We start from the raw sequence: 18,775 nt of genomic DNA on the forward strand, positions 1-18,775 counted from the left end.
TTTCTGACATTCAATAGCCTTACCCATTAAAAAAACAAAATGAGGGAAAATTCCCTCATTTTTATTGCGTTGGCGCGCCTTATCTTAAATTTCCCTCTTATTTTGAGAGAAAACTAGATAATGTCAGACAAGAGACATTGCCAAATTACGATGTATTATTCACCAGACGCTTGGTTTTCTAGCTGACTATAAATAATCAGTGGCTCAGATTTTCCATTAATAACGCCTTCATCAATGACCACTTTTTCTGCATTTTCAAATGAAGGAAGGTCATACATCGTATCAAGTAATGCTGCTTCAACAATCGAACGTAAACCACGCGCACCTGTTTTACGTACCATGGCTTTTTTCGCAATCGCAGTCAGCGCTTCCTTACGAAATTCTAAATCTACACCTTCTAATTTAAATAATGCCTGATATTGCTTAGTCAGTGCATTCTTAGGTTCTTGTAAGATTTGGATTAATGCTTCTTCGTTTAATTCGCCGAGTGTTGCAACAACAGGTAAACGACCAATAAATTCAGGGATAAGACCAAATTTAATCAGATCCTCTGGCTCAACTTGAGCTAATAATTCACCTTCGCTAGCTTTCTCTTTTTGGCTTTTAACTTCTGCACCAAAACCGATACCTGAATGTGTATTTAAACGTTGTGCGACAACTTTATCGAGCCCAGCAAATGCACCACCACAAATAAAGAGGATTTTAGAAGTATCAACTTGTAAAAACTCTTGTTGTGGGTGCTTACGCCCGCCTTGAGGAGGCACAGAAGCCACAGTGCCTTCAACTAATTTCAATAATGCTTGCTGTACACCTTCACCAGACACATCACGAGTGATTGATGGGTTTTCAGATTTACGGGTGATCTTGTCAATTTCATCAATATAAACAATACCACGTTGTGCTTTTTGCACATCGTAATCGCATTTTTGTAGCAGTTTTTGAATGATGTTTTCAACATCTTCACCCACATAACCCGCTTCTGTCAGCGTTGTGGCATCTGCCATAGTAAAAGGAACATCAAGGTAGCGTGCTAATGTTTCTGCTAATAACGTTTTACCGCTACCAGTAGGACCAATCAGCAAAATATTACTTTTTCCCAGCTCAACACCATTGGCTTTATCGCCATTACGCAGACGTTTATAGTGGTTATAAACGGCAACAGCCAAAACTTTTTTAGCCAATTCCTGACCGATAACATAGTCATCAAGGTGCTTACGGATTTCATGTGGCGTTGGCAATTCACTGCGTTCATGATGAGGCGCCAGTTCTTTTATTTCCTCACGAATGATATCAACACAAAGATCGACACATTCATCACAGATATAAACCGACGGACCAGCGATCAATTTTTTTACTTCATGCTGGCTTTTACCGCAGAAAGAGCAATACAGAAGCTTCCCTGAGCTATCTTTGCGCTTATCTGTCATCAGTCAACCTCACTTAGTTATTCTTCTTATTCAATTAATAAGAAGAAGAAAGACTTTTTACATAGAGATATTAATAGCCGTTTCCTTTGCGCGATTCTATAACAAAGGAAACGTGTTAATTCAATTGCTATTACAACGTGTAATGATTAGCTACGTTGAGTATAGACTTTATCCACTAATCCGTATTCTAACGCTTCGTTAGCGGATAAGAAACGATCACGCTCAGTGTCTCTTTCTATTTCTTCAATAGATTTACCTGTATGTTGAGCCATTAGCTCATTCATACGGGATTTTACTTTCAAAATTTCTTGAGCATGAATTTGAATATCTGTTGCTTGACCTTGGAAACCACCTAATGGTTGGTGGATCATCACACGAGAGTTAGGTAAGCAAATACGTTTACCTTTCGCACCAGCAGATAATAAGAAAGCGCCCATTGAACACGCTTGTCCCATACAAATGGTGCTCACATCTGCTTTGATATACTGCATGGTGTCATAAATAGACATACCCGCGGTAATCACGCCACCTGGTGAGTTGATATACAGGTTGATGTCTTTCTCTGGGTTTTCTGCTTCTAAAAATAGCATTTGAGCAACGATAAGATTAGCCATGTGATCTTCAACTTGGCCAGTCAGGAAAATAATACGTTCTTTTAATAAACGTGAGTAAATGTCGTAAGAACGCTCTCCTCGCGAAGTTTGCTCTATAACCATCGGCACCAGAGCCATATTAGGTGCGAATTGTTCCTGTGTGTCGTTAAATGACATGTCTGTCTCCTATTGCATTCTTATTGGTGCCAATGACAACAATTTTACTTGAGATAATTGATCATGACCATTTCTAATGATCTAATCTCTCACAAGACATTCAAGGCGCCTCGCGAGGAGTGATAAAGAGAATATAGAATTATCTGGAGATAATCGCTCAAATTTCAAGGCAAAATTTGATAAATATATACAAACTGAAAAAAACCCGTGGTAAAAACCACGGGTTTTTGCTTAAAACCGATATTCGCGGTTAAGAATTAACCCATTTGAACTTCGTTCATCAGTTCAGTGAAGTTAGTTTCTTTTTCAGTTACTTTAGCATTTGCTAAGATTTTTTCTACCGCTTGCTCTTCTAACGCAAGATTACGGATGTTATTCATCAGTTGTTCGTTCTTGTTGTAGAACTCAACAACTTCTGATGGATCTTCATAAGCTGAAGCCATTTCGTCGATCAGTGCATTCACACGGTCGTCTTCTGCTTTCAGTTCATTACTATTGATCACTTCACCTAACAGTAATCCAACGATTACACGACGTTTAGCTTGTTCTTCGAACAGTTCACGAGGTAATTGCAGAGCTTGTTTCTCGTCGCCACCAAAACGCTGAGCTGCTTGACGCTGCAGAACTTCGATTTCACTGTCAACAGCGGCTGCTGGTACGTCAACTTCGTTTGCTTTAACTAAGCCATCGATAACTTGTGATTTAACACGAGTACGGATTGCATTTTTCAGTTCACGTTCCATGTTTTTACGTACTTCAGCACGTAAACCATCAACAGAACCATCAGCAATACCAAAACGCTTGATGAACTCTTCAGTTAATTCTGGCAGTTCACGCTCTTCAACTTTTTTCAGGTTGATAGCGAATTGTGCTTTTTTACCTTTCAGGTTTTCAGCGTGGTAATCTTCTGGGAAAGTCACATCAATTGTGAATTCTTCGCCAGCTTTATGACCGATAACGCCTTCTTCGAAACCTGGGATCATACGACCTTGACCCATTGCCAGTACGAAATCTTCAGCTTTTCCGCCTTCAAATTCTTCACCGTCAATAGAACCGTTGAAATCAACAGTTACGCGATCTTCTGCTGCAACTTCGCCGTCTTTGTCTTTCCACTCTGCTTGTTGCTTACGCAGTGTTTCTAACATGTTATCAACGTCTTCGTCTTTAACAGTAACAACAGGTTTTACAACTTCAATGCTTTCCAGATCTTTCAGTTCGATTTCTGGGAAAACTTCGAATTCTACAGAGTAAACAAAGTCTTCACCTTCTTTGTATTGCTCTGGTTTGTAGTCAGGCGCGCCAACTGGGTTTACTTTGTTTTCGATGATAGCGTTAATGAAATTACGCTGCATCAGATCACCCAGAACATCATTCAGCACTGACATACCGTAACGCTGTTTAACCATTGACATTGGAACGTGACCTTTACGGAAACCATCAATGCGAACAGTTTTAGCAGCTTTTTTCAGTTCACTGTCTACAGCAGTTTGGATATCAGCGGCTGGTACGGTGATTGTGACACGACGCCCTAGGCCTTGAGTCGTTTCAACAGAAACTTGCATCTTGTTACCTCAAAATAAGTTTTAGTGCTCGGTCTACTTTAAAGGAAACTAACATGATATTGACATGTTTAGGTTTATTTTCCTTTCAGAACCGGGGCCGCCACATTTAAAAAAACGAGGATCCCTGATATCAGAAGCATCCCGAAACCTTACTGAAAATTAGACGCGACATTATAACGATCTAGAGGGGTTGAGTCGAGAAAGAGCCGTTTTATTCCTCAATTTTTTCATAAAATCGAGCAACTCACCCCTTTTTCCCTCTATAAAGAACAAAAAATACGCATCTTAGGATCTATTTACTCACGATTAACGATAAGGTTGTTAATCTTCTTGGCTTCCGCCACGACACCCAGGAGAGCGCAATGCTTTATCCTGCTGTTCATTCCATTCGCTCAAAGTAAAAGTGTGTAATGCTAATGCATGAACACCATTTTCCATTTCATGAGCTAATGTTTGGTACACATCACGATGGCGCGAAACACTACGTTTCTCATTAAAATCATCACAAACGATAATGACTTTAAAGTGGCTTTCAGAGCCTTCGGGCACATTATGGCGATGGCTTTCGTTTATTACTTGTAAAAAATGCGGTGAAAAGCGTGAAATCAGCTTATTCTCAATATCATCACGGATCATCTCTGCCCCTAATACTCTAGCCTTTATACCACGGCAAACCAAAAACAAGTCAACCAGACTATATCGATTTAGTCGTTATCAATACAAAATGATGGGCTTATTCTTTTTAATTTTGCTGATGATAATCGCTTATTTTTCATCTTGAGTAAAACCATTGACCGAATATTGTCAAATACATGAGCAAAAATGAGAGTAATTTGAAATAAAATCAATTGATAAAATCAGATAATTTCGTTCGTTAAGGGGATATTAGCAACCTACCAGCAGTGGTATGATAGGCTAAAGTTTGAAGCCTATTCTACTTGTTAACACAACAGACATATTTAACCGAGATTACCTCATGATTAAAAATTTACTCTGTGCTGTTTTTGCATTAACACTGCTTTCAGGTTGTGCAACTCCTAGTAACAAATTATCTATTGAGCCCACGATGTCAGTTCCTGCGGCTGACCCTACGATGCGCCCTATTTCACTGAATATTTCAAGCCAAGACAAACGTGCATCAAAAAATCTAGCGGAAATCAACCGTAACGGTAAATTAGATATCCTTGTTCCATCTCGTGACATTGCATTTTTAATGCAAGAAGTTCTACAAAAGCAAATGGCAGCGCGTGGTTTTATGATGGGTTCTCCTGCTTCTGCTGATGTGATTATTGTTATCAATAAACTCAGTGCAGATGTGGGTGAAGGAAGTGTTCGTCATAATATCAGTGCAAAAGCGGATATTTCAGTTATCGTCACCTTACCGAATGGCAGTTCTAATACCAAAACATTCCGTACTAGCTACAATGTTCAAGGTCCATTTGGTGCAACTAATGAGAAAATTGCCGCCGCGATTAACAATGTCTTAAGTGAACTCGTTAGCGATATGGCAAAAGACGCTTCAGTCAGTCAATTTATCAAATCTAACGCCCGTTAATTTTATTAGAATAAACGACCTGTTATCTCAAACAGGTCGTTGAAAGGAATTTTTGCATGGTTCAGCCCACCTTCAAACAAACCACTTGGTATAAATCATTTATTCTTCTATTACTTGGCTTTACTTCTGGATTACCTCTGGCACTCACAGCGGGTACATTACAAGCTTGGATGACAGTAGAAGATATCGATTTAAAAACCATTGGTTTTTTCTCATTGGTGGGACAAGCCTATGTTTTTAAATTCCTCTGGTCACCCTTTATGGATCGCTATACCCCATCTTTTCTTGGTCGACGCCGAGGATGGATGTTGCTCACTCAAATAGGGTTAGTGCTTGGTATTGCAGGGATGGGCTTTTTAAATCCTAACGACCATTTATGGTGGCTTGCCTCTTTAGCTGTCATTGTTGCCTTTTGTTCCGCTTCACAAGACATTGTTTTTGATGCCTATAAAACCGATATTTTAAAAGCCGATGAGCGTGGTACTGGTGCTGCAGTTTCTGTATTAGGCTATCGCATAGCAATGCTTGTTTCTGGAGGAATGGCGCTTTGGTTAGCGGATAAATATATTGGCTGGCAAAACATGTACTGGTTAATGGCTGCCTTAATGGGTATTGGTATTATTGCCACATTACTTGCCCAAGAGCCAGAAACCGCCGTAAAGCCGCCACGTACACTCTATGAAGCTGTTATTGAACCTTTATATGAGTTCTTCTCTCGTAATAATGCTTGGCTAATTTTACTGCTTATTGTGCTGTATAAAATGGGTGATGCCTTTGCCCTTAGTTTAAGTACTACTTTTCTGATCCGCGGTGCTGGATTTGATGCTGGTGAAGTCGGATTAGTGAATAAAACACTTGGGCTTGCCGCCACGATTGTTGGGGCATTACTAGGTGGTTTATTAATGCGCCGTTGGAGTTTATTTAAAGCACTGATGATTTTTGGTATTTTGCAAGGCGGTTCAAATATCGGTTATTGGTATTTAGCTATTTCTGAGCAAAGTATTTATAGCATGGGTGCAGTAGTTGCATTTGAAAATATCTGTGGCGGTATGGGAACAGCAGCATTTGTTGCCCTCTTAATGACGCTTTGTCATCTCTCCTTTTCAGCAACACAATTTGCGTTGCTCTCGGCTCTATCTGCGATTGGTCGTGTTTATGTTGGCCCAGTTGCAGGCTGGTATGTTGAAAGCCATGGTTGGGAAGCATTTTACCTTTTTTCTATTGTTGCTTCTGTACCCGGTCTTATCTTGCTGTTGATTTCGAAAAACACACTTATTTATACACAAAAAACAGGTGAATTCCTTAGAAGAACTTTGTTTATTAAACAATACCGTTTTGCTATTTATGGTTTGATGCTGACTGTTCTTTTCTTTCTTTGTAGTTTAATTCTTGTGATCACAAATTCACTACCAACTTTAGAAATGTTCCAGTCTGTCGATTTTATTCAATCAATAGATACTGATAGATTAAGTTCTTGGGCTTCAACACTCTTTTTATATGGTGTTATTGTTGGTGCGGTAAGCCTTGTCTTTGGCACAATCCTAGATTATTTAGCACTTAAGAAAACAACACACTAATCTTGTTGCTTTCTTCACTATATTCGTCAGAAAAAAGGACAGCTTAAGCTGTCCTTTTTGTATTCTTAATAGAGAAAACAGTAAGTGACTATTTAAATAATGTTGAACTATCTAAATAACCTAACTTTGACTGATTTACCTTTGATTTTACCTTGTTGCAGCTGTTTCCAGACTTGTTTTGCAATAGATTGTTTCACAGCAACATAAGCATGTGTTGGGTTGATCATAATTTTACCAATATCGGCACCATTGAAACCCATATCACCCGTTAATGCGCCTAAAATATCACCTGGGCGCATTTTGGCTTTTTTACCACCATCAATACATAATGTTGCCATTGTTGCTTCAAGAGGCGTAATTTGTAGCCCAGTAGGTACTGGTAACCAATTTATCTTCATATGAAGCATCTCTTCTAAAGCGTTAGCACGCTGAATTTCTTCTGGTGCACAAAAGCTAATCGCCAATCCACTTTCACCCGCTCTGGCTGTACGGCCAATTCGGTGAACATGCACTTCAGGATCCCACGACAATTCGTAGTTAATCACCATTTCTAACGCTTTAATATCAAGTCCACGAGCTGCAACATCTGTTGCTACTAATACACGACAACTCCCATTAGCAAAGCGAATCAGCGTTTGGTCACGCTCTCTTTGTTCCATATCGCCATGTAAAGCAAGCACACTTTGGTTGCTTTCTGTCAGTGTTTCATACACATCTTGGCAATCTCGCTTTGTGTTACAAAATACAACGCAAGAGGCAGGCTGCTCACGACTTAACAGCTTTTGCAGCAATCCTATTTTTCCATGACGAGATATTTCATAAAACTGCTGCTCAACAGCAGGAAGTTCATCAACAGAGTTTATTTCAATAGTTACTGGATTTTGCTGAATTTTACGGCTAATTGCTGCGATCTCATTTGGCCAAGTTGCAGAAAAGAGTAACGTTTGACGTTCCGTTGGCATACGAGAAATAATATCGTTGATATCATCAAAAAATCCCATATCCAACATTCTGTCTGCTTCATCTAATACCAATGTTTTCACATCATCTAAAGTGACAGTCTCTTTTTTTAGGTGATCAAGCAATCTACCTGGTGTTGCAACAATAATATGTGCAGCATGTATTAATGAATCACGTTGGATACTAAATGGAACGCCACCACACAGCGTTAATACTTTGATATTTGGAAGGTAACGAGCAAGGCGACGTAACTCATTTGCAACTTGATCAGCAAGTTCTCGCGTTGGACATAAAATAAGTGATTGAGTATTAAACTGTTTTGCATCAATGTGTTGCAAAAGCCCCAAACCAAAAGCAGCTGTTTTACCGCTGCCTGTTTTTGCTTGAGCGCGAACGTCTTTTCCTTCAAGAATAGCGGGCAAAGCGGCTTCTTGAACTGGAGTCATAGTGAGATAACCCAATTCATTAAGGTTAGCGAGTTGTTCAGTAGGAAGTGCGTTAAGTTCAGCAAATGAGGTCACAATGAAAATTCCAAGTAAGATAAAAACGAATATTGGTTAATGATACTATCCCTTTATTCCTGTGTCGTGAGGTATTTTTACGCGACTTTTACTACATATTTTTCTTTCTTCTTTTAATTTCTTTTTTCCTTGCCAAAAAAACCAGTTATTAAGCGCTCAATCCATTCAAAACAGATAAAATAATAAAAATAAACTAAACAATACTAAAATTCCTACTTTTAATTATCAATTTAATATTCTAGAAATAGATCTTAATTTCAAAATTATGATCTACAAATTTAAATTTAGTAGTTTATAGTTTCAAAATATATTAAAAACAAATTCATCGCGAAATTATTTCATTAAATTTAATTGAGATTAATAATGATAAAAAAAACATTTTTATTAACCATCGCAAGTACACTTTCTTTATCAGCTCAAGCTAGCTATTTAGGTGGCTTCGCTAATACCAGTATCAATTATCTTGATTGGACTTCTCATACAACACACAAAACAGGGAAATCTTCTCATAAAGATGATTTTGCCTATTTAGAGCTTGAAGGTGGTGCCAATTTTTCATGGGGCGAATTTTATGGCTTCTTTGATCTAGAAAACCCATTTAATCCTCGGAAAACACAACCGGGTGATAATCAACGTTATACCGTTAAAGCAACAAGCCGTATTTATTTAGGTGAAAGTCCTTTTAATTTATACGGGCATGTTTACGGCACATGGTCACTTCCAGGAAAAGAGAACGGTGGCAACTTCCATGAAGTTAATACGCTTTACGGTCTAGGCTATAACACACAAATTGATAATTTATGGTTTAAACCATTCGTTGCGCTTCATTATGTCGATCAAACTTATTATTCAGGAAATAATGGCTACGTCGTTGGTTGGGTTTCTGGATATGATTTTTCCATTAGAGATCAGAAGTTTAGCGTTAGCAATTGGCATGAAATGGAATTTAGCCGTCATAAGCGTTACGGCAATGGTGGGCAAAATGGGTTCAATGGCGCTTTAGCTTTTTGGTGGCATCCAACGACCTCTATTACTACGGGTATTCAATATCGTTATGCTTATAAAAAGCTAGGCGAAGATTTTCTGCAAGACGGCATTATATATAGCTTGAAATATAATTTTTGATCGTTAATTGTTAATTTTTATTACAGCGAAAGCATTTTTATTCGCTGTAACCTTTTTTTATCACTTAATGAAAAACTTTCTCATTGGATATAAATATTCATCAAATCACTAATTATCAATATAAAAAATCAAACAAGCATCAAATATAGATATTAAACATCAATATAAAAAGGATTTTACCTATCAACTCTCCTCCGACCTCTAATTTGTTATTTTTTAATCAGAATACGTTTTCTTACACTTTTTACTGCATTTTTATTTGTAAAAATATGTATTTATTTTAAAAATATGGTACTTTATGAAATTATAGTTAATACGCAATAATTAAATTAACATTTATTTAATAGTCTGATTACTTGTGATCACATTAACACAAAAGACTAACCAATCACTTACTTACCATTACAATTGTTTACACTGTCGCAACCTTACCGTAAAATGTCCTTACTGATACTGATGAAACAACAATAGAACCTTTGTCATTTGGGTCGTTGGATGAGACTTATGAAATACATAAAAAGTATTGGGACACTTTCGCTATTAGTTGCAGCTCTTCTATTAAGTGGCTGTGATATGGCGTTAATGAATCCCAAAGGCGCTATCGGCGCTGAGCAAAAAACATTAATCCTCATTGCGCTTGGTTTAATGTTAATTGTTGTGATACCGGTAATACTGATGGTGATTGTTTTCGCTTTTCGCTACCGTGAATCTAATACTAAAGCCACCTATCGCCCAAACTGGGCTCACTCAAATAAAATTGAACTTGTCGTTTGGACTGTGCCAATTATCATTATTGTGATTTTGGCAACGATTACATGGAAAACAACCCATGAGCTTGATCCTTACAAACCATTAGAGTCCACAGAAAAACCTGTCACCATTGAAGTTGTTTCAATGGATTGGAAATGGTTATTTATCTATCCAGAACAAGGTATTGCAACAGTTAATGAACTGGCTTTCCCTACTAATGTTCCTGTTAATTTCAAAATCACTTCTGACTCTGTCATGAACTCATTCTTTATCCCTCGCTTAGGTGGACAAATCTATGCGATGGCAGGAATGCAGACTAAATTACACTTAATTGCTAATGAACCTGGTGAATATCAAGGTATGTCAGCTAGTTATAGTGGACACGGTTTCTCTGATATGAAATTTACAGCGATTGCGACACCTGATCGTGCCGGTTTCGATGCGTGGGTTGAAAAAGTCAAACAATCGTCAGATACGTTAAATACGACCGCTGCATTTAATGAACTTGCTAAACCAAGCCAGAAAAATCCAGTGACCTACTATTCAAGCGTGAAGCCAATGTTATTCCAAGAGACCATTTCTAAATTTGGTCACACAGGTCATGGCGCTCACACCAGTGGCAATCAGACAGCACATGCTGATGCAACAATGAATATGAACATGAGCCATGCGGCGCATGCAGGAGCAGAGGAATAAAGGCATGTTCGGAAAATTAACTCTCGATGCAGTCCCGCTACATGAACCCATTATCGTAGTCACTTTACTCGGTATTGTTCTTGGTGGACTTGCTGTTGTTGGCGCTTTAACTTATTTCCGCAAATGGAAATGGTTATGGAGCGAATGGTTAACCAGCGTTGACCATAAAAAAATTGGTATTATGTATATCATTGTTGCAATGGTCATGATGTTCCGTGGCTTTGCCGATGCGATTATGATGAGAAGCCAACAAGCGCTTGCCTCCGCAGGTGAAGCGGGTTTCTTACCACCTCATCACTATGATCAGATTTTTACCGCACACGGCGTTATCATGATTTTCTTCATGGCAACACCTTTCGTTGTGGGTCTGATGAACCTTGTTGTACCTTTGCAAATTGGTGCTCGTGATGTGGCCTTCCCTTTCCTTAACTCACTGAGCTTCTGGTTCTTTGTAGTTGGTGTGGTACTAATCAACCTTTCTTTAGGTATTGGTGAATTCGCACAAACAGGTTGGTTAGCTTATCCACCACTTTCTGGCTTGGAGTATAACCCAGGAGTCGGGGTCGATTATTGGATATGGAGTTTACAGATATCCGGTATTGGTACGCTTCTAACGGGGGTTAACTTCTTCGCGACTATCCTGCGTATGCGTGCACCGGGTATGAGCATGATGAAAATGCCCGTATTCTCTTGGGCGGCTTTATGTACTAACGTCCTAATTATTGCTGCATTCCCAATTTTAACAGTCACTATTACGCTGTTAACTTTAGACCGCTATCTTGGTACGCACTTCTTTACCAATGATATGGGCGGTAACATGATGATGTACATCAACCTTGTATGGGCTTGGGGTCATCCAGAAGTTTATATCCTCGTTCTGCCAGTATTTGGTGTGTTCTCTGAAGTTACAGCAACATTCTCTAAAAAACGGTTATTCGGTTATACCTCTTTAGTTGGTGCAACTGTCGTTATTACCGTGTTGTCATTTATCGTTTGGTTACACCACTTCTTTACCATGGGCTCTGGCGCCAACGTCAATGCCTTCTTCGGTATCGCCACGATGATCATCGCTATACCAACAGGGGTTAAAATCTTTAACTGGCTGTTTACGATGTATCAAGGTCGTATCGAATATAAAAGCCCAATGCTGTGGACTATCGGTTTCCTTATCACCTTCTCTGTTGGAGGAATGACTGGGGTTCTGTTAGCCGTTCCGGGTGCAAACTTCGTTTTACATAACAGCTTATTCTTAATCGCTCACTTCCATAACGTCATTATTGGTGGTGTAGTATTTGGTTGTTTCGCTGGTATGACTTACTGGTTCCCTAAAGCATTTGGTTTCACTCTGAATGAAAAATGGGGTATCCGTGCATTCTGGTTCTGGTTTATCGGCTTCTTTATGGCCTTTATGCCACTGTACATTCTTGGCTTTATGGGTATGACTCGTCGTTTAAGCCAAAATATCAATCCAGAATTTAACCCAATGCTGCTTGTTGCTGCTGGTGGTGCTGCACTGATTGCTATCGGTATCGCTTGCCAAGTTGTTCAAATCTACGTGAGTATCCGTGACCGTGATCAAAACCGTGATTTAACGGGTGATCCATGGGGTGGACGTACTCTGGAATGGTCAATTTCTTCACCTGCTCCGTTCTATAACTTTGCCGTTGAACCTAATGTTCAAACTCGTGATGAGTGGTGGGATCAGAAAGAAAAAGGCACAGCTTATCAGCGCCCTGCTAAATACGAACCTATCCATATGCCTAAAAATACAGGCGCGGGTGTGATTATTTCAGCATTTAGCTTAGTCCTTGGTTTTGCCATGATCTGGCATATCTGGTGGTTAGCTATCGTTGGTTTCGCTGGCATGATTGTCACTTGGATCGTGAAAAGCTTTGATACAGATGTGGATTACTATGTCCAAGTACCTGAAATTGAAGCTATCGAGAATAAGCATTATGAAGAACTGAAAAAAGCAGGTGTGAAATAATGTCTACTCAAACTGTAAATAACACAAACGCCCATGAGCATCATGGGCACCACGATGCAGGAGCGACGAAAGTTTTCGGCTTCTGGATCTACCTAATGAGCGACCTTATCCTGTTTGCCAGCTTATTCGCCACTTATGCGGTGCTTGTTAACGGGATTGCGGATGGTCCTTCAGGTAAAGAGATTTTTAGCTTACCGTTTGTTTTAGTTGAAACCTTCTTACTGCTATTTAGTAGTATCACTTTTGGTTTCGCTATGCTGAGCATGAATAAAGGTAGCGTTAGCCAAGTTAATCTATGGTTATTTGTGACTTTCTTATTCGGCTTAGGTTTCGTCATCATGGAAGTTTACGAATTCCATGAGCTAATAGCAGAAGGTTATGGCCCAGATCGCAGTGCATTCTTATCTGCATTCTTTGCATTAGTTTCAACGCACGGTCTTCACGTAACTGCGGGTTTAATTTGGATTGTTATTATGATGATCCAAGTATCACGCCGTGGTTTAACTGAAGTTAACCGCACTCGTTTAAGCTGTTTAAGTCTGTTCTGGCACTTCCTTGACGTTGTCTGGATCTGTGTGTTCACCGTAGTTTATCTGATGGGAGCGATGTAATGAGTCATCCAAATACTTCTCCTTCAGGCGCAAGCCACGGCAGCATGAAGTCTTATCTGATCGGCTTTATTCTGTCTGTTATCCTCACCATTATTCCATTTTGGATGGTGATGGAAAGAACAGCGACACCAGCAACAATTCTATGGACTGTTGTCGGTATGGCAGTTGTGCAAATTGTGGTTCACTTAGTCTGCTTCTTGCATATGAATACGTCATCAGAAGAGCGCTGGAACGTCGTCGCATTCCTGTTCACACTGCTTATTATCGGCATTGTTGTCGTAGGCTCGTTGTGGATTATGTACAACCTGAACATCAATATGATGATGGATTAAGAGTTGTCGCTATGATTAAGCAATACCTACAAGTCACCAAACCAGGAATTATTTTCGGAAATTTAATTTCTGTAATAGGTGGTTTTCTTCTCGCTTCTAAGGGTGAGATTGATTACTCCCTATTTTTCGCGACTCTACTTGGGGTGTCTCTGGTCGTTGCTTCTGGTTGTGTTTTTAACAACTACATTGACCGTGATATTGACCGTATCATGGAAAGAACGAAGAATCGTCCATTAGTTAAAGGATTAATTGACCCTCAAATTAGCCTGATTTATGCCTCAGTTTTAGGTATTGCAGGTGTTGTGCTGCTCTATGTAGCAGCCAACCCACTTGCAATGTTTATCGCTGTATTCGGTTTTATTATTTATGTTGGGGTTTATAGCCTCTATATGAAGCGTAAATCTGTTTATGGCACACTGATTGGAAGCTTATCTGGCTCTGCACCGCCTGTTATCGGTTATTGTGCCGTTAGCGGTGAATTTGATGCAGGCGCGGCAATCCTATTACTTATCTTTAGTTTGTGGCAAATGCCTCACTCTTATGCCATTGCTATTTTCCGTTTTAAAGACTACCAAGCTGCAAATATCCCTGTATTACCTGTGATTAAAGGGATCTCAGTAGCTAAACGTCATATCATTCTCTATATTCTGGCGTTTATGATTGCAACCTTAATGCTGACATTAGTCGGTTACGCGGGTTATAAATACCTGATTGTAGCTTCAGCCGTTAGTATTTGGTGGTTAGGCATGGCTTTATCTGGTTACAAAGCAACCAATGATATTGTGTGGGCACGAAAATTATTTATTTTCTCTATTGTCGCAATCACTTCATTAAGCGTAATGATGTCTGTTGATCCAACAAGCTCAACAGAAGCGGTTCTTGCGTATCTAAGATAATGTATTTACTAAAGTAACCCAAATACCAGTCAGCCTTCTGACTGGTATTTTTTTTATCTCTTTTATGACTTCACATAATATCAGTACAGTTTTGTCTTTTTTGTATCCCATTTATTGATTAACCTCACTAAGAAATGCCATTACAATGGGGATATCAGTAATACGAGGTAATCCATGAATGATAATAAAATGACCCCATTAGAGCGCAAAGCAACATGGGGACTAGGCACTGTTTTTTCTCTTCGCATGCTTGGCATGTTTATGGTACTCCCAGTTTTAACCACCTATGGGCTTCAACTACAACACGCAACAGAATCACTCATCGGATTAGCCATCGGTATTTATGGATTAACACAAGCGGTATTCCAAATTCCTTTTGGTATTTTCTCTGATAAATTCGGCCGAAAACCGATAATTGTTTTCGGCTTAATTATTTTTATTATTGGTAGTTTGATTGCAGCTCTCAGTGACAATATCTACGGCATTATTATTGGTAGGGCATTACAAGGAGCGGGAGCTATCTCAGCAGCAGTAATGGCTTTATTGTCTGATTTAACGCGGGAACAAAATAGAACAAAAGCAATGGCCTTTATTGGTATTAGCTTTGGGATAACGTTCGCTTTAGCCTTAGTTTTAGGACCTATTTTAACGCATATTTTCGGCTTACAAGGTCTTTTTTGGGGCATTGCCCTACTCGCCTTTGGTGGCATTATTATTACGCTTTTTACTGTACCGAACAGTGAACATCATATTCTTAATCGAGAATCTGGTTTTGTCCGTGGCAGTGTCAAAAAAGTCTTATTTGATGCACAACTTCTTAAGCTTAATACCGGTATTTTTTCTCTACATACTTTATTAATGGCAGCCTTTGTTGCGCTTCCTCTTGTCATGAGTGAAGCTGGCTTAGCAAAAGAGAAACATTGGATTGTTTATCTTGTCACTATGCTTATCGCCTTTATTACAGTATTGCCTTTTATTATCTATGCAGAAAAGAAACGAAAAATGAAACAAGTGTTCTTATTCTGTATTTTCTTACTGATTGTGGCTCAGGCAATTCTTATTATTTCAGGCTCTAGCTTGTGGTTAATTATTGCGGGTATTCAGGTCTTCTTTATTGGCTTTAATATTATGGAAGCCCTCCTTCCTTCATTAATCAGTAAAGAAGCGCCAGCAGGTTATAAAGGTACAGCTATGGGAATTTATTCCACCAGCCAATTTTTAGGTGTGGCATTGGGCGGAATTTTAGGCGGATGGCTTTACCAGCATTATAGTGCACAAATTGTATTTTTAGGCTGTTTAATGATTGGCATTATTTGGTTTTTCATGAGCCTAACATTACGCCAACCCTCTTATGTCAGTAGCTTACGCGTTGAATTACCTGAAAATCTATCTTCAAGCCAACAACAGCAACTACAACAATTATTTAAGCAACAACCAGGTGTTAATGAAGTTATGATTATGGCGGATGAACAGAGTGCTTATATCAAGGTTGATACTAAACAAACACCAAGAACAACATTAGAATCTTTAGTGTCTTCTGTTTAAATATCAATAAATCCAAATAAAAATGCGCTGTTTATTTCAGCGCATTTTTTTATGACTCAATGGATAAACAATTAGTCACGGAAGTTGTTAAATTGGAAAGGTTGCCCTAATTCACCTTCTCTTACTAATTTCATCACAGCTTGTAAGTCATCACGGGATTTACCTGTAACACGCACTTGCTCGCCTTGGATCTGGGCTTGTACTTTCAATTTACTATCTTTAATCAGCTTAACAATTTTCTTCGCTAATGCTGAATCAATACCTTGTTTTAAGGTGGCTTCTACGCTGTACATTTTTCCGCTGTGAGTCATCTCTTCAGGGATATTTAATACCGCACCATCAATCCCTCTTTTTGCCATTTTCTCACGCAGAATATCTAATAATTGTTGAACCTGAAATTCAGATACACTGGTCGTTTTCACTGACTCTGATTTTTCGTTTAATTCAAAGCTTGCTTCAACGTTACGAAAATCCCAACGAGTAGTCAGTTCACGTTGTGCGTTTTCCACCGCATTACGCACTTCATGTAAGTCAACTTCAGATACGATATCAAAAGATGGCATTCTTTCTTCCTCAATAAATAAATACAACCCGAATAATAGCTTCTTTTAGGGTTGCAAAAAAGCATTGCACATTCAATAACAAATTTATCCCTTTAATTTCCTCTTACAGTAAAGCGCAAACATACTTTAAACAGAGAAGTATAATCAATGTTATAATTTTAGCTAAATAGTCTAATGACCGTCAGTAGCCACCTTACGCTATTACGATTTACAAAAAGAGGCACAATGAAAATTACCGTTTTAGGGTGTGGTTCGATTGGTAAACTTTGGGTTGCAGCTTTAACACGTCAATCTCATGAAGTACAAGGTTGGCTAAGAATACCTCAGCCTTTTTTAGACGTGAGTGTTGATAATATTAATGGCGAGCCTTTTTATCAGCGCATTATCGCTAATCAACTGGAATGGTTAAAACAGAGTGAATTATTAATTGTTTGCTTAAAATCTTGGCAAGTTTCAGATGCGGTTAATGCGCTATTGCCTTATCTTTCTGCACAATGTCCTATTTTATTAATTCATAATGGTATGGGTACTGCCGATGAATTAACAGCAACACAACACTCAGTCATCAGACCTATTTTACAAGGTATTATTACTCATGGTGCTTATCAACAAGGACAAGATGTTATTCATACCGCAACAGGAATAACACATATAGGTCCATTAAACCATGTAGCTCAACAATATAGCTATTTAGCAGAAACCTTGCATCATGCTTTACCCGATGTCGCTTGGCACAATGATATTCATACAATTAGTTGGCTAAAACTTGCTGTTAATTGTGTTATCAACCCTCTTACTGTTTATTATCAATGCCGTAATGGGGATTTATTGCGTTATCCTGAACATATTCAAAAAGTATGTGACGAAGTTTATCAAGTTATGGAACGTGAAGGCGTTATACCAACATCTCAAGCCCATCTTCATGGCTATATTATTGATACGATAGAACAAACGGCAAATAACTATTCCTCTATGTATCAAGATGTGAAATATCAACGCCATACAGAAATTGACTATATTACGGGTTATTTATTACGCCGAGCTTCAGAACAAGGGCTTGTATTGCCAGAAAATAACCACCTTTTTCAATTTATTAAACAACAGGAAGGCAATTATGACCATATCAGCGCTCATCTGCCTAGCTAATGGAAGTGAAGAAACTGAAGTCGTGACTACCGCAGATTTGCTGGTAAGGGCAGGTATTAATGTCGTGCTTGCAAGTGCAGAAGATGATGTTGATGAACTTATAATTACATGTTCACGAGGCATAAAACTTGTCGCAGATGCCCCCTTAGTTCGTGTTGTCGATCACCACTATGACGTTATTATTCTACCCGGTGGATTACAAGGTACTGAAACATTAAGAGACAGCCCTTTAGTCGTTGAGAAAGTACGCCGCATGCACAGTGAGAATAAGCTTGTTGCTGCGATTTGTGCAGCACCCGCAATGATCCTTGAATCTCATAATATTTTTCCCATCGGCAATATGACGGGTTTTCCTGCATTAAAAGATAAAATCTCATCGAAAAAATGGGTTGATTATCGCGTCTATTATGATGAAAGAGTTAACTTAATTACCAGCCAAGCTCCAGCAACATCTATCGATTTTGCACTAAAAATTATCGAACGCTTAAAAGGCAAAGAAGCTGCAGCAGATGTTGCCAAACAGCTTGTATTACCACCCGGTATTTATAATTATCAAGATGAATTTACAGGGTTTGGGGATAAATAGATAAACTGTACACTCATAACAAAATATCCCCACCTAATTCATTTATCTTATTAATAGGTATATTATTTATTAGTTGGGGATTAATTTTTAAGACCTATTTCAGTCGTTATTTCTTCGTATCAGATTTTAAAATAAGTGTTGAGAGGTTAAAATAGAACCAACTTCT

Annotated in this window: 17 protein-coding genes; 11 read left to right on the plus strand and 6 right to left on the minus strand. The window is 38.7% G+C overall.

All coding sequences use genetic code 11. From position 1 onward, the window contains the following. Positions 1 to 155: 155 nt before the first annotated feature. From clpX to bolA, 4 genes are all read right to left on the minus strand, one after another. Positions 156 to 1,427, minus strand: coding sequence for an ATP-dependent protease ATP-binding subunit ClpX (gene clpX, locus JEP36_RS04640; protein ID WP_023580862.1), 1,272 nt, complete (start codon positions 1,425 to 1,427; stop codon positions 156 to 158). Between the two features lie 146 nt (positions 1,428 to 1,573). Next, positions 1,574 to 2,197, minus strand: coding sequence for an ATP-dependent Clp endopeptidase proteolytic subunit ClpP (clpP, locus tag JEP36_RS04645; protein WP_100159251.1), 624 nt, complete (start codon positions 2,195 to 2,197; stop codon positions 1,574 to 1,576). 257 nt (positions 2,198 to 2,454) lie between these two features. Next, positions 2,455 to 3,759 carry a trigger factor gene (tig, locus tag JEP36_RS04650; RefSeq protein WP_023580863.1) on the minus strand — a complete coding sequence of 435 codons (1,305 nt, stop codon included), beginning with the start codon at positions 3,757 to 3,759 and terminating at the stop codon, positions 2,455 to 2,457. Positions 3,760 to 4,080: 321 nt separating this feature from the next. Continuing rightward, a complete protein-coding gene (bolA, locus tag JEP36_RS04655; protein WP_109371700.1) occupies positions 4,081 to 4,395 on the minus strand; it encodes a transcriptional regulator BolA in 315 nt (104 codons plus the stop codon). Between the two features lie 340 nt (positions 4,396 to 4,735). Here bolA and JEP36_RS04660 point away from each other — a divergent pair, with 340 nt between their 5' ends. Beyond that, on the plus strand, positions 4,736 to 5,314 hold the full coding sequence (locus tag JEP36_RS04660; protein ID WP_198619357.1) for a YajG family lipoprotein: 579 nt from the start codon (positions 4,736 to 4,738) through the stop codon (positions 5,312 to 5,314). A 56-nt stretch (positions 5,315 to 5,370) separates the two neighbouring features. Next, positions 5,371 to 6,891 carry a muropeptide MFS transporter AmpG gene (gene ampG / locus JEP36_RS04665; RefSeq protein ID WP_198626013.1) on the plus strand — a complete coding sequence of 507 codons (1,521 nt, stop codon included), beginning with the start codon at positions 5,371 to 5,373 and terminating at the stop codon, positions 6,889 to 6,891. Between the two features lie 107 nt (positions 6,892 to 6,998). Here the strand turns inward: ampG and dbpA are convergent, their stop codons facing one another. Beyond that, positions 6,999 to 8,372: an ATP-dependent RNA helicase DbpA gene (gene dbpA, locus JEP36_RS04670; protein WP_198619355.1), complete on the minus strand. Its 1,374-nt coding sequence runs from the start codon at positions 8,370 to 8,372 to the stop codon at positions 6,999 to 7,001. 351 nt (positions 8,373 to 8,723) lie between these two features. Between dbpA and JEP36_RS04675 the strand changes: the two genes are divergently transcribed. The 7 genes from JEP36_RS04675 to JEP36_RS04705 all read left to right on the plus strand — a co-directional run bounded on the left by JEP36_RS04675 (position 8,724) and on the right by JEP36_RS04705 (position 16,314). Beyond that, a complete protein-coding gene (locus JEP36_RS04675; protein WP_409339491.1) occupies positions 8,724 to 9,497 on the plus strand; it encodes a nucleoside-specific channel-forming Tsx family protein in 774 nt (257 codons plus the stop codon). 495 nt (positions 9,498 to 9,992) lie between these two features. Continuing rightward, positions 9,993 to 10,943: a cytochrome o ubiquinol oxidase subunit II gene (gene cyoA, locus JEP36_RS04680; RefSeq protein WP_109371710.1), complete on the plus strand. Its 951-nt coding sequence runs from the start codon at positions 9,993 to 9,995 to the stop codon at positions 10,941 to 10,943. Between the two features lie 4 nt (positions 10,944 to 10,947). Continuing rightward, positions 10,948 to 12,930 carry a cytochrome o ubiquinol oxidase subunit I gene (gene cyoB / locus JEP36_RS04685; RefSeq protein WP_198619353.1) on the plus strand — a complete coding sequence of 661 codons (1,983 nt, stop codon included), beginning with the start codon at positions 10,948 to 10,950 and terminating at the stop codon, positions 12,928 to 12,930. Beyond that, positions 12,930 to 13,541 carry a cytochrome o ubiquinol oxidase subunit III gene (locus JEP36_RS04690; RefSeq protein WP_036932890.1) on the plus strand — a complete coding sequence of 204 codons (612 nt, stop codon included), beginning with the start codon at positions 12,930 to 12,932 and terminating at the stop codon, positions 13,539 to 13,541. The genes cyoB and JEP36_RS04690 overlap by 1 nt, the downstream gene beginning before the upstream one ends. Then, positions 13,541 to 13,873 carry a cytochrome o ubiquinol oxidase subunit IV gene (locus tag JEP36_RS04695; protein ID WP_198629916.1) on the plus strand — a complete coding sequence of 111 codons (333 nt, stop codon included), beginning with the start codon at positions 13,541 to 13,543 and terminating at the stop codon, positions 13,871 to 13,873. Before JEP36_RS04690 ends, JEP36_RS04695 begins: the two co-directional genes overlap by 1 nt. A gap of 11 nt (positions 13,874 to 13,884) precedes the next feature. Beyond that, the gene (gene cyoE, locus JEP36_RS04700; RefSeq protein WP_100159245.1) at positions 13,885 to 14,769 is read left to right on the plus strand and encodes a heme o synthase; all 885 of its coding nucleotides are present in this window, start codon (positions 13,885 to 13,887) and stop codon (positions 14,767 to 14,769) included. Between the two features lie 174 nt (positions 14,770 to 14,943). Beyond that, positions 14,944 to 16,314 carry an MFS transporter gene (locus tag JEP36_RS04705; RefSeq protein ID WP_198626007.1) on the plus strand — a complete coding sequence of 457 codons (1,371 nt, stop codon included), beginning with the start codon at positions 14,944 to 14,946 and terminating at the stop codon, positions 16,312 to 16,314. Between the two features lie 71 nt (positions 16,315 to 16,385). Here the strand turns inward: JEP36_RS04705 and JEP36_RS04710 are convergent, their stop codons facing one another. Next, positions 16,386 to 16,877: a YajQ family cyclic di-GMP-binding protein gene (locus tag JEP36_RS04710; RefSeq protein WP_109371718.1), complete on the minus strand. Its 492-nt coding sequence runs from the start codon at positions 16,875 to 16,877 to the stop codon at positions 16,386 to 16,388. 225 nt (positions 16,878 to 17,102) lie between these two features. On the opposite strand from JEP36_RS04710, the gene panE reads away from it, so the two are divergent. Both panE and yajL read left to right on the plus strand, forming a co-directional pair. Beyond that, positions 17,103 to 18,023 (plus strand): 2-dehydropantoate 2-reductase, encoded by a 921-nt coding sequence (gene panE, locus JEP36_RS04715; protein ID WP_198619351.1) that lies wholly within the window; start codon positions 17,103 to 17,105, stop codon positions 18,021 to 18,023. Next, positions 17,992 to 18,609, plus strand: a complete 618-nt coding sequence (yajL, locus tag JEP36_RS04720) for a protein deglycase YajL (protein WP_160229993.1) — start codon at positions 17,992 to 17,994, stop codon at positions 18,607 to 18,609. Before panE ends, yajL begins: the two co-directional genes overlap by 32 nt. The last annotated feature ends 166 nt before the right edge of the window (positions 18,610 to 18,775 follow it).

Origin of the sequence: Proteus sp. PR00208 (genome assembly GCF_016238545.1) — a bacterium.
Classification (GTDB): Bacteria; Pseudomonadota; Gammaproteobacteria; order Enterobacterales; family Enterobacteriaceae; genus Proteus.